This window comes from Nostoc sp., from assembly GCF_036917135.1.
Classification (GTDB): Bacteria; Cyanobacteriota; Cyanobacteriia; order Cyanobacteriales; family Nostocaceae; genus Nostoc.
The window spans coordinates 33,495-49,868 of record NZ_JBALEA010000013.1 but is presented as its reverse complement, the minus strand read 5'-3'; the positions used below and the strand labels follow the sequence as shown (position 1 = coordinate 49,868).

13 protein-coding genes and 1 pseudogene are annotated in these 16,374 nt (G+C 41.9%); 7 read left to right on the top strand and 7 right to left on the bottom strand.

All coding sequences use genetic code 11. From position 1 onward, the window contains the following. Positions 1-369 precede the first annotated feature (369 nt). Positions 370-624 (top strand): antitoxin family protein, encoded by a 255-nt coding sequence (locus V7K50_RS03865; protein WP_334957442.1) that lies wholly within the window; start codon positions 370-372, stop codon positions 622-624. On the opposite strand, the gene rppA is transcribed toward V7K50_RS03865, so the two are convergent. Then, positions 616-1,314: a two-component system response regulator RppA gene (gene rppA, locus V7K50_RS03860; RefSeq protein ID WP_334957440.1), complete on the bottom strand. Its 699-nt coding sequence runs from the start codon at positions 1,312-1,314 to the stop codon at positions 616-618. The two genes, V7K50_RS03865 and rppA, sit on opposite strands and share 9 nt — an antisense overlap. Before the next feature lie 231 nt (positions 1,315-1,545). Here rppA and V7K50_RS03855 point away from each other — a divergent pair, with 231 nt between their 5' ends. From V7K50_RS03855 to V7K50_RS03845, 3 genes are all read left to right on the top strand, one after another. Then, positions 1,546-2,724 (top strand): RNA-guided endonuclease InsQ/TnpB family protein, encoded by a 1,179-nt coding sequence (locus V7K50_RS03855; RefSeq protein WP_334957438.1) that lies wholly within the window; start codon positions 1,546-1,548, stop codon positions 2,722-2,724. A gap of 158 nt (positions 2,725-2,882) precedes the next feature. After that, positions 2,883-3,527 carry an ATP phosphoribosyltransferase gene (hisG, locus tag V7K50_RS03850; RefSeq protein WP_334957436.1) on the top strand — a complete coding sequence of 215 codons (645 nt, stop codon included), beginning with the start codon at positions 2,883-2,885 and terminating at the stop codon, positions 3,525-3,527. A gap of 547 nt (positions 3,528-4,074) precedes the next feature. Continuing rightward, a complete protein-coding gene (locus V7K50_RS03845; protein WP_334957434.1) occupies positions 4,075-4,494 on the top strand; it encodes a hypothetical protein in 420 nt (139 codons plus the stop codon). Positions 4,495-4,888: 394 nt separating this feature from the next. Here the strand turns inward: V7K50_RS03845 and V7K50_RS03840 are convergent, their stop codons facing one another. The 5 genes from V7K50_RS03840 to prfC form a co-directional block, all read right to left on the bottom strand. Then, on the bottom strand, positions 4,889-5,803 hold the full coding sequence (locus V7K50_RS03840) for an alpha/beta fold hydrolase (protein ID WP_334957432.1): 915 nt from the start codon (positions 5,801-5,803) through the stop codon (positions 4,889-4,891). Between the two features lie 263 nt (positions 5,804-6,066). Further along, on the bottom strand, positions 6,067-6,507 hold the full coding sequence (locus V7K50_RS03835; protein WP_334957430.1) for a SufE family protein: 441 nt from the start codon (positions 6,505-6,507) through the stop codon (positions 6,067-6,069). A 435-nt stretch (positions 6,508-6,942) separates the two neighbouring features. Next, positions 6,943-7,455, bottom strand: a complete 513-nt coding sequence (locus V7K50_RS03830) for an RNA recognition motif domain-containing protein (protein ID WP_334957428.1) — start codon at positions 7,453-7,455, stop codon at positions 6,943-6,945. A 656-nt stretch (positions 7,456-8,111) separates the two neighbouring features. Further along, complete coding sequence (locus V7K50_RS03825) at positions 8,112-10,394, bottom strand: M48 family metalloprotease (RefSeq protein WP_334957426.1); 2,283 nt, start codon at positions 10,392-10,394, stop codon at positions 8,112-8,114. 108 nt (positions 10,395-10,502) lie between these two features. Then, positions 10,503-12,131, bottom strand: coding sequence for a peptide chain release factor 3 (gene prfC / locus V7K50_RS03820; protein ID WP_334957424.1), 1,629 nt, complete (start codon positions 12,129-12,131; stop codon positions 10,503-10,505). A 124-nt stretch (positions 12,132-12,255) separates the two neighbouring features. On the opposite strand from prfC, the gene V7K50_RS03815 reads away from it, so the two are divergent. The 3 genes from V7K50_RS03815 (at position 12,256) to V7K50_RS03805 (ending at position 15,359) form a co-directional block, all read left to right on the top strand. After that, positions 12,256-12,615, top strand: a complete 360-nt coding sequence (locus tag V7K50_RS03815; protein ID WP_334957422.1) for a DUF4870 domain-containing protein — start codon at positions 12,256-12,258, stop codon at positions 12,613-12,615. A 431-nt stretch (positions 12,616-13,046) separates the two neighbouring features. After that, complete coding sequence (gene hemB / locus V7K50_RS03810; protein WP_334957420.1) at positions 13,047-14,027, top strand: porphobilinogen synthase; 981 nt, start codon at positions 13,047-13,049, stop codon at positions 14,025-14,027. A gap of 672 nt (positions 14,028-14,699) precedes the next feature. After that, a complete protein-coding gene (locus V7K50_RS03805; RefSeq protein WP_334957419.1) occupies positions 14,700-15,359 on the top strand; it encodes a Nif11-like leader peptide family natural product precursor in 660 nt (219 codons plus the stop codon). Between the two features lie 306 nt (positions 15,360-15,665). Here V7K50_RS03805 and V7K50_RS03800 read toward each other — a convergent pair. Beyond that, positions 15,666-16,363, bottom strand: a pseudogene (locus V7K50_RS03800) (hypothetical protein). Positions 16,364-16,374: the final 11 nt, after the last annotated feature.

The following is a 16,374-nucleotide window of genomic DNA, read 5'->3' as shown; positions in this document are numbered from 1 at the left end:
GTATCTCTAAGAACATCATTATTGATGTTCTTAGATTACATCTTTTGCTTACTTTTTGCTTAAGTTGACACCAATGAGCAATGCTGTGCCCCTACCGCGTGGTCTATTTACCTGAAAACAGCTGTAAGTTGTTTTGTTACCAGAGCTTATCTATTTGTGGCAAACGCTTATGCGATCGTTACCACAGCCTAAAAGCATCCTCTAAAACGATCGCAAATAGCGATTTCTACGATGGGCTACGCCTACGCGCAATTTTGCTTCTGCCAATTTTCGGCACTATATTATTATGATTGTGGAAGCGCGATCAGTTCAGCTTCTGGCACTTGAGATTAGCTCACACAACTGCTGCACAAGTTTCAGAGGTTTTTTATGAACAAGAGAGTAACAGTTGTATTTGACGGGGGTGTTTTGCGCCCAGATGTCCCTTTAGATTTAGCACCTAACACGCGTTATGTAATTACAATTCAAGAGTTGAAAGAAACATCATCATCTGGGGATGCTTGGGATGTACTGGAAGCGATCGCCGGAACTGTTGACGCACCAGAGGATTGGTCTAGCGAACACGATCATTATTTGTATGGTACACCGAAGAAGGCAACTCCAGATATTTCTTCCTTAAACTGACTCCACCGAAGAAGCACCAAAACGATAGCCTTTACCATAAACTGTGTGAATCAGCGTAGTTTCTTTACCTACCTCAATCTTACGCCGCAGCAAGCGAATTAACGCCGCTATCACATTGCTACTAGGTTGTTCTTCTTCTTGCCACAAATTTTGCATAATCTGGGCATGAGTTAGCAATTGTCCAGTGTGTTCCATAAAGTATTGCAACAACTGGCTTTCTTTTTGCGAAAGTTCAATTATCCTTCCTTGGCGATAGGCTACCTGATTGTCACAATCGAGTTCCAAATCAGCTACAGTCAGTTGTCCAGTGGTGCTTTCATAGGCTTGAGAACCCGAACGACGCAATAAAGCGCGGACTCTGGCTAGTAACTCCCGCAGTTCAAAAGGTTTAACCAAATAGTCATCTGCACCAGCATCTAAACCTTCTACGCGGTCATCAAGAGTATCTTTAGCTGTCAGAAACAGAACAGGAGTAGTTTTACTTTGGCGTCGCAATTCCTGACAAATCTCTAACCCCGTTTTTCCTGGTAGCATCCAATCTAAAATCAGTAGGTCATAACTGCCTGCTTGTGCAAGTGTGCTGCCAGATGTCCCATCATAAGCGGCATCTACAGTGTAACCCTCACGAGTTAACAAGCGACTCAAGGGTTGAGTTAGTTCAACTTCATCATCAACTAATAAAATTCTCATGCTGCTTGTGGTAAGCATATAGAGGTGGAACAGTTGTAGTGGCTAATAGTGAGGCAATGTCCCCCCACGAACAACTGGTTCAACATTTGTTGTCAATCGTACATTGCTTTTCTAGTGGTTTGTATGGATTACGTAAATACAAGGAAAAAGTCAAATTAATTGCTCAAGGTGTTAATCCTTGTCTAAAGTAGGGTATATTCACTTACATGAATAAGTTTACCCCGTTGAGCTATGTTTGCCATCAAGAGAGAATTAAAACTAAATAATGTTGAAACCTCTTTGATGCGCGGCAATGCTGGTTTTAAACGCTGGGTATATAATTTTGGGTTAGACCTACTTACAGCATCTTGGAGTTTTGAGGATGTATTGGCTTCTGACTCTAAGCGACTTAATGCCATTAAAAAAGTATTTACTCAAATTACAATGCAAAAGCCTGAACATGCCTGGATGAAATTATATCCATCCACAGTATATCAGTCAGCGTTCATTGACTTGAAGGATGCTTTTTCGAGATGGCGCAAAGGTGTATCAGAGTTTCCTAAGAAGAAATCAAAGAAAAAAGGTGATTCATTCACTATTTACAAAACTGCTGGCATTTATCCGGTAAAAGGAGAGCCAGCCACACCATTTACTAATCGAGTTGTAATCAATGAGGGTAAACAAATTAAATTGCCCGGGTTGAAAACATTCCGACTTAAGGAACGGATTAATTTTATATGTAGTTCTCAGACATTTACAGTTTCAAGAACTGCTGATAAATGGTTTGTTTCCTTTACACTAGATGCTGAAAAACTTCCGCCTATTATTCATCCGATTGAAAAAATCGGTGTTGACTTGGGTGTGAAAGTTCTAGGAACTTGTTCTGATGGCTCGAAGTACGATATGCCTGCTTCTACAACTCGTGCGAAAACCAAGCTCAGTAAGCTTCAATGGCGTAATCGTCAAAAGATTTTAGGCAATAAAAAGCTAAAAATCAGAGCTTCAAAAAATGCTTTGAAGTTTTATCGAAAAACTCAGAGACAAAACGCTCGGATTGCAAATATCCGCCAAGATACTACTCAGAAAATGACGACTGACTTAAGTCGTAAATCTTGTATTATTCGCATTGAAGACTTAAATATTTTGGGAATGATTGGCTTACACAAGTTGGCTAGGGCTGTCAGTAACAACTGCTTCTATGAAATTCGTCGTCAGTTAACTTATAAACAAGCCCACTACGGAACAACTGTTGAACTTGTAGACCGTTGGTATCCGAGTTCTAAGACTTGCTCTAAATGTAATCATATCCAAGATATGAAGTTATCAGACCGAATATTTAATTGCCAAAAATGCAAGCATATTCAAGACCGCGACGAGAACGCCGCAACTAACCTTGAAAATGCTCCCAATAGCAAAGTACGGTTGGCTTGACCGGAACTTAACGCCTGTGGACAAGCAGTAGCCGACTACCTTGGACGAAGCAGGAAAAGAACACTTTACTAGGTCTAACCAAGTTTAGGTAAGTTTTTTAGAGCAGATATTCTCAATATTATTCAACTGCCAGAACGCCAAGGATATTAAGAAAAAGAATGCTGACTGTTGCATTGCCAAAAGGGGAACTCCTTAAAAATAGCATCCGCCTGCTACAAGCTGTGGGATTAGATTTTAGTGCTTTTTTAGATTCAGGAAATCGCCAACTTCAAATTCCTGACATTAGCGGACAAGCAAAAGGGTTATTGGTACGGGCGCAGGATGTGCCCGTTTATGTAGAATATGGTCAGGCACATCTGGGTGTTGTCGGTTACGATGTGCTGCGGGAGAAACAGCCGCAAGTTGCCCACTTAGTCGATTTGCAGTTTGGCCATTGTCGGATGTCGGTGGCGGTAAAAGCATCCAGTTCTTATACATCGCCTTTAGATTTACCGGCACATGGTAGAGTTGCTTCAAAATATGTGAATTGCGCTCGTGAATATTTCCATAGTCTCGATTTACCTGTGGAAATAGTGCCGTTGTATGGTTCAGTGGAATTAGGCCCGATTACTGGAATGTCAGAAGCGATCGTCGATTTAGTTTCCACAGGGCGGACTTTGCGCGAAAATGGTTTGATTGAAATCGCTACTCTGTATGAAAGTACAGCACGCTTGATTGCCCATCCTCTGAGTTACCGCCTGAACACGGGTAATCTGAGTGATGTAATTGGCAAGCTGCGGGAGGCCGTTTTGGTAGGAGTTTAATAAGCTGTTCCACATTTAACTTGCATAATTAGGGCGGGCAAGATGCCCACCCCACAAGAGTTATATTAATTTTTAATATGCAAACTAGATATGGTTTAGCTTACCAATTTGTAATTCATAATGACCCTTCTACGAACACTGTGCTATCGCTACCGCTACGATAACAGTAATTCTTGACACTCCCCGCGCTAAGGCGACGGGGATTCTTTAATCTAAGACATAACTTGCTCAATCAACCCTCAGTAAATGGAATCAAAGCGTTGGTGAATGACGCGACTCCTCATGATTCTTTTACATAGCTTTGTGATATCAATATAAACCCTGAAATCCTCACCAAAGAATGGCTAGAGCAATTGCGTAAGAATACGTACCAGAAAAATGTTCATTCTTAACAAAATCCTCAAAGTAAGGGTTATATATTTTTATCTGCCCAAAGAAATTAAAAAATGATTACGCCTCCACTTTTGCTAGTTGAGGTTGAGTCTGCATTCCCAAGGAACATCTGGGAACGAGCCTAAGGCGAAAAGCATGAGGAGTTAATAAAATTATGAATAGTTTATCTATAATTCTTCGGGGAAGTATCTGCTTATTTGGGTTAGTGAGTGTGGGAAATTTTTTAGCCGCGCCAGTAAATGCACAACAAGCTACTGCTCGTGGTGCTGTTAGTATTATTAGACCTTCTGGTGCTTTTCTCGGTGTCAGTGGCGAGGTAATTTTACCTTCTGGCTCTTACTTTGACGGAGTTGTAAAAATTACCCCTACTTACGGAGGGACAATAGGCGGAAATGACGAAACTATAACTAGTCTTACTATAACTCCAGGAGTAGTAAAAACTACCACAGTCTCTAGCCCAAACTCATTTATTGATACAGCAGCTAATTTATTAAATAATGGCGCCTCGATTGAAGATATAACAGCTATAATTCGAGCCGGCGCTGGTAATAATGGTTTGGGTGCTTTAGATTAGACAGGACTTACAAGTTGAAAGGCTTAGAGGATATTTGAAAAGTCCTCTTATCGGTAGCAAAACGTTCTAGTTCGTCCTAAACCCATGCCACTTGCTTTTCCCTTGGCGCTAGCCTCTCCCTTTGGGAGACTACGGTGTACACACAAGTCCTAAAAGCCTAACTTGATAAGGCTTTACTCGTTCCTGGGCTGCCGCCTGGGAATGCATTCATTGAGTCTCTGGCTCAATGTCTTGACTAGAGGCTCCGCCTCCAATCAGCCATTCCCATGCAGAGCATGGGAACGAGAGAACGAAAGAACAATGGGAAATGAGCATTTTTCGACTTGTGTGTACACCGTAGGCAAGCGGGGAGGGGTTCTGGGGGTTTTAAATACTTTGATGGAAAAGTGAGGATTCAATTTTCTGAAGAGAACAAAAAATCTTGAATTGCTTCTAAAACAAGTGCTGGGTATTCTTCATGTAGTCCCAGTGAACCAGAAATTACAACGCTTCTCACTCCTGGTAAGGCTACCAAAGCGTTCATTTCTTCTCGTGATTTCGGGGGGCTAGATTCTCCAATTACTACCATGAGCGGTACGGTTAAAGACTGCACAAGTCCCAGAAAATCAGATTGTTTGTGTACAGCATCGAGATTACCAGTCACAAAAGCAGCAGATGCAAATCGCGCTCCTGGTTGTTGAGTCGTGTGCCACTTCTTTTCAATGAAACTGGGTGTAATTTTAGCGGCGTCAGTAAAGACATGACGGCGGTACATAAAACTTAATAAAGATTGACTAGTGTTGAGTTTGTAGAGAGCTTGACCAAGTATAGGCGATCGCACCAATTCTCTCACAATGCCAGCTATTTGCTGACTTGCGCCCATTGTCGGCAAAGGGCCACGCCAAGTAGGAGCTAACAACACAATCTGTGAAAAAGCAGCAGGTTGTTTCACAGCTAATTGTAAAATGTAACTAGCAGCATGACCAGCCGCGATCGCAGTAATGGGAGTATTAAAAATAGCTTTGACAAAATCTTCTAGAAATTGCTGATATATTTCTGGTCGATAATTCAAACTAGGGCGAGAAGATTCACCAAATCCAGGCCAATCTAAGGCTACAACTTGAAAATGGGGAGCTAGTAACTTGGCAAGTTCGCCTAGTTCCAAACGCGTCGAAACACTGCTGAAAGATGGTAGTAGCAATAGCGGTGAACCTTTACCTATGGTTTCATACACAACGCGCAATTGCTGATTTTCCCAATTCCAGAGATATTCTTGAACTACTCCACCAAAGCCAATGGCAGCAGAGGGAGATAATAAATTTGTTGACATGAGACTAAATTTATTATTGAGAGTTAGGAGTGATATCATGTCCGCTTGATTACTTATTAAACCCGAAGAACCCACCCCGCCAAAGCTACGCTTTGTCTCCCCTCCCTGCTTGCGGAGCGGGGTTGGGGTGCAATGACTGTGGGAATCATAACTATTTATACGGACATGATATGAGGAGTGAGGAGTTAGGAGTTAGGAATTGAAGAAATCATTACTCTTAAGTTATAACTCTTAACTTTTGATATTTATTTGTACTAATCTGTTTAGTTAGGTAGGTCTAACTTACATTCCAATGCTTTTTTTTGCATGGTTTTGAAAATGTTGTAAAATCCATTAGCACGGGAAGGTGTCAGGCTAACATTTAAACCTGTTTCTTGAATAAAATCTGGAGTAAGTTGGACTATCTCAGTTGGCGTTAGTCCATACAATCCTTCAACCAGAAGCCCTACTAATCCTTTGGTTAACTGAGAATCGGAATCGCCCTGAAACATAACCTTAGCGTCATCCAAGGCTGCGGTGATATAAACTTGAGACACGCAACCAGGAACTTTATTTTCAGGTAATTTATCAGCCTCTGGGAACTCATTAAGCTTCTGAGCATACCAGATTAGCTGTTCGTAGCGCCGCTTCGGTTCGGAAGCGCGTTGAAAGCGCTGGACAATTTTAGCGAGCGCAGGTGGCAAAGAATCTAGAGTTGAGGACATAACAGAAGCTGCAAATGATCGGTATCACTTTGAGTGTAGATTATCTTCAGAGCGATGCCTACGGCCGGCTGCGCCTACGCGCCTACCGTTCACTAACGCATATCAGCTAGCTATAACTTCTCAAATCTAGATAATTACTGCGATTGCATTTACATCCATCAGGTTTTTTGAGCCATCTAATCACAAAAACTTAATTTTATTTTAACTACAACATTTTCTGAAGTCCTAGGGAATTCTCTGCGCCACTCGCGTTAAGATTTAAATCCTGGATTCTCCATCATTTGGCGATGCAATAGCTAAGTTGGGCGTGTCTAAGCACTTACAAAATTAGCTACAAGTAGACATCAACTAAGCAGCTAGATCATAATCAACAATTAAAAATTAAAAATCAAAAAAAATTCTGATTTTTAATTTTTAATTTCTCTCCCTTAAGGATTAATTCGTAGTTTGTGCAGCTAGCATCTGCTTCAGCTTTTCTAATTCCGAAGCCCAACGAGGATCTGGACGAATAGCGTCTGAATCTGTGGTTGTGGTGCTGTTTTCACGAGAACCTCCGCCACCACTGCCGCCACGACGAGGCTGCTTCTTAGAGCTTTTCTCACGACGGCTGCCTTCTCTGTTAGGCATAGGAGTGGGGGTACTACTACTAGCAAGAGTAACTGGTTTAGGAGGTTGCTCCTCGCCCTCTTCACCCTTTGTCCGAGGTAATGCCTTCTCTAGCTTAATGGGAGTATCTTTGAACATCTGACCATTATATTTTTCAATGATTTCGTCAGCTTGTTCGTCGTTGTTGACTGTCAGAAAACCGAAACCACGGCATTTGCCAGTTTTGCGGTCTTTAATTAATTTAGTAGTTACAGCATCACCTTCTGCTGCAAAAACTGCTTGCAGATCTTGACGATCTATTTCATCTTTAGGCAAATTACCTATATATAGGCGAATGGACATGAACTATACCTCCAGAGTTGAATGAACATGGCAAGGCGAGAAAAGAATCATTTAGCTTTGGCTTTTAAATAGATGCTATTGACTAAGACTGCCATTAACCAATTTTTTTGCTCGAAACTGTCAACTTATACAACAATACAGTTTTTCGTCGGGATCAAGCTTGTTTAATCCAAAGGCTCACAATATGGTGAGCTAATAACACCTTAATTCTAAGAATTGTAAATTTAATAGCCTATTGCCTGCTAAAGTACACGCTTTCTTCTATGCCCTTTTTTGCAGAATCAAATACCATTCCTTACATTACCACGGTATTTTCTACGTAGCTAGTTTAGCGCATAATTTTCCGACGTTAGCATTATTTCATCGTAACATAAAACACCTTTTTTTCTGCAAGAGAGCATATTTGGAAACAAAAACCAGCCACTGGCTGGTTAATTTACTGCTGTGTTGGGAAGATAAAAGGTATGGAGCAGGGGAAAAAGCATCCAAATTTGCAACTAAGCTGTGGTGCTGAGTTACATCGGTTGCTCTGGTTTGTGTGAATAAATGTAACACTTGTTAATAAAACCTGCAACTTTTGTTTACATCCCAATTTATCCAATGCCCAATACTTCGGCTTCTCTACGAGACGCTACGCGAACGCTCAGTACAAGTGCCTAATGACCAATAACTAATGAACCAGTGAGAAAAACGTATGCGCCCCAAGTCAGTGCTGCAATTGCCAACACAAAAGACCAAATGGGATGAGGGCTATGAATGGTTTTACCACTTTGAGTTTCCAGGGTTTGGATATCGATCCAAGGTGTTGCTCCTCGCCGAAACCAACCTGTGACGATAATTTGCCGCCCGATTAGATCCTGGTGATTGCCTGACTGTCCTAACCAAGAAATGTGGTGTAATTTCACCAAGCCTGCGCTCGATTGGAAGATTAAATCTTGGGCTAGGGAGTTGCTGGTGCCTTGACGACCTAATAGTTTGCCCACAAGACGCACGCTGATGCTGTCAATTGGTAAAGCAGAAGGGTCTGATAACAGGTTGGGTAAGCTGTCGTCAGTTTGCACGGTGGCAGGTTTAATATCGGGGAAGAAAGAGTTAATTCGCATCACTGTACCGATGCTAAAGCCAATCAGAAGGCAGCCTGTAATGAAAGAGGAATCATCATATATCCACTTTAGATTTAAAAACTTGAGTGCGAATGCTAGTTGCCAGGTTAGCCAGACTAAAGCTGCAAGCAGAACTCCTAGAGGAATTCCCAACCAGGGAGCGATTTGCAATAAGAAAGACTGGCGCTTAACCTTTGATGGAACGCTAGCCAAATGTAGTTCGGTGTCTAGATGCCAGTGACGGGCTATTTGGCAAAGGCGTTCGATGCGATCGCCCATTAAAGGATGACTATTATTAATCGTAAACCATCGGCGATAGGGATTGGCAGTATCCCATTTCAAAAAGGATTCAAAAGATAGATTGCTGGCAATAGTGCCTAAAGATAAACTCTGTTGGTGGCTGACTGGTGTCAAGAGATTTAAGCTTTCTAATTGCCAATTGGTGTGTTCTTCTTTTTGGATATCAGCTGCAATGCCAATGGCGATTTTGAGTAAGGCACGAATTAGGGCATTGGGATTACCAGTAATTTCAGAGGCGACGCGATCGCTATAATAAAGCCGCAACTGCGACAACCACAATCCAGTTCCAGTCAGCAAACACCAAACTCCATAAATTAGACTAGCCAGAATTGTCACCGGCCAGCGCCAAATTTTCGTTGATATTTTGTCTCCCCAGTTCGACACTTGCTGATATAGTTGATGAGTTGGTAGTGTCACCAGCAGCAGCAAAGACATCACAGCAAAATCCCAGTGAGCAATATGCCCTAGCTGCGTGGCATAAATAGTGGCGATTTCATCATCTGCTAGTTGCTCTAATAGCCCTTGACTCACTACAATCCTGGCATTAGGTGGTAAACTACCATAAGTCAGGATAATTGGTGCAGCCATTGGTAAAATCCGCAGTTTGGGTAATGGCCAGTGCCGTTGTTGGCAACAACGTTGTAGCACCCGAACAGCTTCGCGGCTATGAGTATTCAATACATCTTTGGAAAATTCTCGCTGACCATACAAGTTTGCCAGTAGCAGATCCAGCAACCAAGGTGATACTCCGATCAAAATCACCAACACTATTAGCAAAAGTTTAGTAGGATCGTTGTATAAAACCTGCAACGGACCCACATAAGGTAGTTTAACTAAAGTCTGGTTGATCAATCCCATTGCTAACTTCAGGATTTCTCGCATCACCCAAAATAGGGCAATGAATGTTCCTGCTGAGAGTAGCCGCAAAGGTATTAATTTCGGTTTACGTAGTGGTTGCCATGCTCTGGCGCGTTGTGCTTGTCGCCAATAAATAACGCCGAATAATTTGGCTTGGGTGCGAGTAACAGAACCCATAAAGCCACTTAGAGGGGCAGGTGGTGGTAGTGGTGTCGCTACCGTAGCTTTGAGTCTAGTTAGTGGCACCATCGCTGGGGTGTCGTCGCTTTTGGTTTCTATTACTTGCTCATTTGGCTTTTCCTCTAATGTCGGAGTTACCGGGGGAGTGTCTGGGGTTGAATCTGGGGTTGAATTCTCAAAGGCAACAAATCCAGTTTCGACATTTTTTGATTCTTGATCGGGTTTTTTACGTTTTGTCAGGTGTTCGAGAGCGCGTGTTGCCCACTCTTGAACTTGGGGATTGTTGCTCTCAATGAGATTCTGGGAAATAGCGATCGCTTTGGGAACTTCGCCAGTGCGAGCATAAGCCATGACTAAGCCAACCTGGGCTTGTAAGCTAGCAGTACCACTGCTTTGGCTGCTAGCAATAGGTTCTAGTTGAGCGATCGCTGTTTGGTAATTTCCCTGCTTGAGGGCAACTAAACCAGCCTCCAAAGACGATTTGGCGTGTGAAGGCATACAAATTCTGGCACTCCAATCTCTTCTAAGTGATCCACGTTTGGGCAAAAGCGCGAACCTCGGATGCCGTGGAACTCAACCGTGCCCAAGTTTTGCTTGTCAAGTGAATTATTCTTCCACTGGTTGTTGACTAGAAAACACTGGAGCGATCGCGCTTAATTTTAACTCTGGATGGTCGCCCAATAATTGTTGACAATTCCATTCATTGCGGAATAGTAACACTGGGCGTGCCATACTGTCTTTAACTGTAGTGGTATTGAATATCCGTCCCACTTTTTCTAGTGCTTCCCAACCACCCTCAACCCAACGGGCGACACTGTAGGGCAATAACTCTAATATGGTTTCTACACCATACTCATTTTGTAACCGAAACTGTACCACCTCGAATTGCAATTGACCCACCGCCGCCAAAATTGGATCGCGCTTGGCTTCATCAGTTGAATACATAATTTGCACAGCCCCTTCTTCTCGCAATTCCGCAACGCCTTTTTGGAATTGTTTAGACTTCGAGGGGTTGGGATTCCTCAAAGATGCAAACAGTTCTGGCGAAAAATACGGAATCCCTTCATATTCGAGCTTTTGTCCCGTGTAAATTGTATCTCCGATCGCAAAAACACCGGGATTATTCAAACCGATCACATCGCCAGGATAAGCCACATCAATCGATTCTCGCTCTTGAGCAAAGAGTTTTTGCGGGCGAGACAGACGGATAAGTTTACCAATGCGGGCGTGATTCACCATCATATCTTTTTCAAACTTACCAGTGCAGACCCGGATAAATGCGACGCGATCGCGGTGTTTCGGGTCCATATTCGCTTGCAGTTTGAAGACAAACCCCGAAAATTCCGGGTATGTAGGGGCAACTTCGCCAACACTGCTGATATGAGAACCGGGTTTGAGGGCATAGTCGAGGAAGTATTTGAGGAATAACTCTACTCCAAAGTTAGTCATGGCGCTACCAAAGAACACAGGCGTCATTTTGCCTTCGTGTACCAACTGTAAATCTAGCTCTGGCCCAACTCCATCTAAAAGTTCTAAATCATTTTTCAGTTGATAGTACAAGCTTTGTTCTAGCTGATCTTCTATTCTCGGATCAGTTAATTCGACTACGGTATCACGGGCTTCTCGGCTACCGTGGGCGCTGCGTTCAAACAGGTGAATTTGTTGCTTGTGCCGGTCAAAAACACCTTTGAAGCGATCGCCCATACCAATTGGCCAGTTTACCGCATAGGTTTGCAATCCCAATTCTTGCTCAATTTCATCCAACAGTTCCAGAGGTTCCCTTCCTGGGCGATCGAGCTTGTTGATAAATGTAAAAATCGGGATACCCCGCAACTTACACACTTCAAACAATTTCCGGGTTTGAGGTTCCAAACCTTTTGCGGCATCAATCAGCATCACAGCATTATCGGCGGCGGCAAGGGTACGGTAAGTATCTTCACTGAAATCTTGGTGTCCAGGAGTGTCTAATAAATTTATTTGACAATTCCGGTATTCAAATTGCAACACCGTGGAAGTAATCGAAATACCCCGTTGTTGCTCCATTGCCATCCAGTCAGAGGTAGCCTTGCGCTGTGCCCGTCGCGCCTTAACCGCCCCAGCTTCGTGAATTGCACCTCCGTACAAGAGTAGTTTTTCTGTTAGTGTCGTTTTACCCGCATCGGGGTGAGATATAATCGCAAAGTTGCGGCGAAGTTCAACTGCTTGAATAAGTTCAGACTGAAGTTCAGTTGACATAAGTGTATTTGTTTGTGAGCTAACTTAATTTTTTTTGACTCTGGTAAGTCTTTTAATCTTAAGACAACGATGCTCGTGATAGGGTCGTAGTATAACCAACAATCTGACTAAATAGGAGAAAGCAATGTACGACACAGATAAGCGAAAGCTTCTATCCGCCTTGTCTCATGGAGCCATTTTTTTCAGTACAACGGTGATATCTGTAGGTATACCTATTACCATACTGCTCGTATCTGACGATCCTGTTGTTAAAGAAAACGCCAGAGAATCCATCAATTTCCACTTTAACGTCTGGCTTTATGGAGGGATTCTAGGAGCGTTGTTTTTTCTATTCGGTTGGTTAGTCTTACCTCTATTATTGCTGGGTCCACTAGCTGGTCTAGGATATCTATTGCACTGGGGATTAACTATTTGGGCGCTCATCGGAGTTTTCAGCAATCCTGATATACCCTTCCGTTATCCTTATATTTTCCGCGTTTTTTAACACAGATTATGGGTATGGGCATTGGTAATTCTCAGTTATTTGCTATCAAATACAAAATTTAATTAATTCTTAGCGAATTCTCTGCGTTTCCCTCTGCGCGACAGCAGTCGCTACAACGGGGGGAACCCCCGCAACGCGCTGCCTCCACTTTGCGTTTAAATTCCAACCCTCAATTCGCCAAGATTTTTGCCAACACACAGTCTTACCATTTTGAATTTTGAATTGCTTACTTACTATGTTGTTTTTTTTCCAGCCCGTCGGATAGGTGCAACCAAGCTGTAGAATACAAAATTGCCCCACAACTTGATTAAGAGTAGGGCAAAGGACAGTTAAGCACTGTTTGTAGTCTGTCTGATGGCAGGAAAATTTTAGCCTGCTTTTGTGACGCTTTGTTTTGTGTCTATCTGCGTTGTTTTTCTTCATAAAATTTTATGTTTCCTACACATCGCCCCCGTCGTCTGCGTACTCATCCCCAACTGCGCCGGATGGTTCGTGAAACTGTTTTAACAACAAGCGATTTAATTTACCCATTATTTGCCGTACCAGGTGAGGGAATCGCTAATGAGGTGAAATCCATGCCCGGAGTCTACCAACTTTCGGTAGATAAAATTGTTGAAGAAGCAAAAGAAGTTTATGACTTAGGAATTCCTGCGATTATTCTATTTGGGATTCCGGCTGATAAAGATGTGGATGCCACTGGCGCTTGGCATGATTGCGGTATCGTCCAAAAAGCAGCAACGGCGGTAAAAGCAGCAGTACCAGATTTGATTGTAATTGCTGATACTTGTTTGTGTGAATATACTAGCCACGGTCATTGTGGTTATCTGCAAGTTGGTGATTTAACTGGACGAGTTTTAAATGACCCAACTTTGGAATTGCTGAAGAAAACAGCAGTTTCTCAAGCGAAAGCTGGTGCGGATATCATCGCACCTTCAGGGATGATGGATGGGTTTGTCCAAGCAATTCGTGTCGGTTTGGATGAAGCCGGATTTCAAGATACGCCGATTTTGTCTTATGCTGCGAAGTATGCTTCGGGTTATTATGGCCCGTTTCGGGATGCAGCCGACTCGACACCGCAATTTGGGGATAGAAGAACTTACCAAATGGACCCAGGTAACGCCCGCGAAGCAATCAAAGAGGTTGAATTGGATATCGCTGAAGGTGCTGATATGCTCATGGTTAAGCCAGCCTTAGCATACATGGATATTATCTGGCGGGTGAAGGAAGCGAGTAATTTACCAGTTGCGGCTTACAATGTTTCTGGTGAGTATGCGATGGTAAAAGCTGCGGCTCTCAATGGTTGGATTGATGAAGAGCGGGTAGTTATGGAAACTTTAACTGGATTTAAACGCGCTGGTGCAGATTTGATTTTGACTTATCATGCCAAAGATGCGGCGCGATGGTTAAAGTAAGTTGGGCGATTGAAGGGTAAGAATTTAAGAAATCTCACGCAGAGGCACACAGACGCAGAGTTGTGTTTCGGTGTTTGGGTGTGAGATTATGTCTATTTTAGACATCTCCGAAAAAGAATTGTTTTGACGTAGCAGTGCTACGTCAAAACAAGGGTTATGGGTGACGCATATTTAATTTCTAGAGATGTCTTTTGGTTAATTCATGAATAATTACAGCAGATTACGCTCTAATTGAATACACGTAGAGACGTAGCACTGCTACGTCTCTACAAGGTTTTGGGTTTTATACATATACTTCATTTACCTGAAATCTGCTGTAATACTATCTATTGACTTACAGCAGTTTTCATGTATTTGAACCACATCTGTCGTAGGGGCACAGCATTGCTGTGCCCCTACCGCGTGGTCTATTTACCTGAAAATAGCTGTAATTTTATTTTATGAGAGGCAATAACGAGTGTAGGCGCAGGTATCGCAATCCCTCGTCTTTTCCCATTGGTGACTTTTATTTGTTGTGATAAACTTTACAGAAAAATCATACTTAGCCACTATGTAACTTCATTTACATGAGATAAGAGATTTAGTACTGTCGAAGAAACAGATTATACTTACTACACTGGTGTTGATTAATCAAAAACATCTACCAAGTTTAAAACTTCGGCTAAATGACCCATGTATTATCAAATTTGGAATTTCTTTCTTAAAGAAGATAAATACATTTATTGGAAAGAAAAAATAAAAGTTAACAAAAACTTTGACAAAGTTACATGGCAAAAGATTATTGATTTTTTGTCACTAGTAGAGCAAACTTTCCAGTTAAAAAGTCAACTAGCAGAAACTGATAACCTGGAGCCGTTTCTCAAGTTAGCAACACAAAATGGTTATAATTTGACCGCAGAAGAACTTGCCTGGTTTCTAGTTACGAGAAGACAGATTTGGGATCTTTTTGATTTTGCACAAAAAACGCCATCTCTCAAAGAGGAATTGCTCATAGCTAAAGATCCCCAGGAGTTCATCAACATCGCTGCCGAAAATGGCTATTACTTTTCTGTAGAAGAGTTAGCTTGGCTGTTAATTGAAATTAAATCATCTTCAGATTTAGTATCTATTAACAACAGTGTTGGAGAGATTCTCACGGTATCAAGCTATGGCAGAATTGAAACAGGATACTGGATTTGGCTAGCAGAACACTGGGGAATTGTGCCACCATTCTGTCATCGGGATAAGCCAGGTAGTTTATTATCTGAAAATAACAACAATCCTTTTTTACTTGATCGCTGTTTCTTACCCAAGAGTTACTTTAGTCAACGCCTCATGGCAATTAGTAATTAGTAATTCGTAATGACAGCAGAATCAGGAGTCAGGAGTAAAATTTGCTCCACATAGCACAATACGGTTCAGTTAGTGTCAAAAACCGTATTGTGCGTAGTTGGGTTTCGTTCCTTAACCCAACCTACGATTCTCTGCGTTTAAATTCCAGTTATAGCGGTTATCGAATGGGTGCAATACACTTTGACCTCTCTCCAAGCCTCTCTCCTAAAAGGAGAGAGGCTTGGAATCTTGCTCCCCAACGCTAGTAGGGAAGGGGCTGGGGGTTAGGTCTGTATTGCACTCAAGAGAGAAACGCTATATAACTTTTCAGCGTACACCACTAGCTAAGATTCCTAAAATTTTATTGACATCTTTAAGATAATATTCACTTAAGTCTATCTGGATAAATTGCCCTTCTAATTTTAAAAATTGCCAAATACTTCCAGTTGTAAGCTAAAACACATCTAATTTGCATATTAAAATTTTCTCAACATCTTCTGGGGTGGGCATCTTAGCCGCCTTGATTATGCAACTTAAATGCCGATTAGCTTAACAGTACCGTAAATTACCAAATTTTCATTACTTGCTCGTTCGTTAAATATTCTTGCTGCTAACATTTCGGCTACACATTGTCCTAAACCAGCAGGAATATTTTCTTTTTTAGCTTCCACAATAATAATAACTGGTGCAGTGATAATTAGTCTTTCTGGAGAACGGGTAATTAGAAAATCACAGATTCCATTTAAACCTTGTGTTGTATCAACATTGAATTCAACACCAGAGAACAAATTTATCTGGTCATTTAATTGTCGTCTCAATTCTAGTAAAATCGGAGAAATAATCATCTCAGAGCGAGCTTTTTCACTATTACTGGCAATAGCTATAGGTGAATTATATTGAAGAATTTCTTTTAATAATTCACTGCATTCTATATCAGGCATTTTAGCAAAAATATCAGTTTCCTCAATAGTATTTATTTGAAATTTTTGCTTGATTTTCTCTAAAGTAAAATCACTATATGCCATATTAAGTAATA

Coding starts and splice junctions, on each gene's coding strand:
- V7K50_RS03865 (WP_334957442.1), top strand. CDS start 370: ATGAACAAGAGAGTAACAGTTGTATTTGACGGGGGTGTTTTGCGCCCA.
- V7K50_RS03825 (WP_334957426.1), bottom strand. CDS start 10,394: ATGCCTTCACACGCCAAATCGTCTTTGGAGGCTGGTTTAGTTGCCCTC.
- V7K50_RS03835 (WP_334957430.1), bottom strand. CDS start 6,507: ATGTCCTCAACTCTAGATTCTTTGCCACCTGCGCTCGCTAAAATTGTC.
- rppA (WP_334957440.1), bottom strand. CDS start 1,314: ATGAGAATTTTATTAGTTGATGATGAAGTTGAACTAACTCAACCCTTG.
- V7K50_RS03855 (WP_334957438.1), top strand. CDS start 1,546: ATGTTTGCCATCAAGAGAGAATTAAAACTAAATAATGTTGAAACCTCT.
- V7K50_RS03840 (WP_334957432.1), bottom strand. CDS start 5,803: ATGTCAACAAATTTATTATCTCCCTCTGCTGCCATTGGCTTTGGTGGA.
- V7K50_RS03815 (WP_334957422.1), top strand. CDS start 12,256: ATGTACGACACAGATAAGCGAAAGCTTCTATCCGCCTTGTCTCATGGA.
- prfC (WP_334957424.1), bottom strand. CDS start 12,131: ATGTCAACTGAACTTCAGTCTGAACTTATTCAAGCAGTTGAACTTCGC.
- hemB (WP_334957420.1), top strand. CDS start 13,047: ATGTTTCCTACACATCGCCCCCGTCGTCTGCGTACTCATCCCCAACTG.
- hisG (WP_334957436.1), top strand. CDS start 2,883: ATGCTGACTGTTGCATTGCCAAAAGGGGAACTCCTTAAAAATAGCATC.
- V7K50_RS03830 (WP_334957428.1), bottom strand. CDS start 7,455: ATGTCCATTCGCCTATATATAGGTAATTTGCCTAAAGATGAAATAGAT.
- V7K50_RS03805 (WP_334957419.1), top strand. CDS start 14,700: ATGTATTATCAAATTTGGAATTTCTTTCTTAAAGAAGATAAATACATT.
- V7K50_RS03845 (WP_334957434.1), top strand. CDS start 4,075: ATGAATAGTTTATCTATAATTCTTCGGGGAAGTATCTGCTTATTTGGG.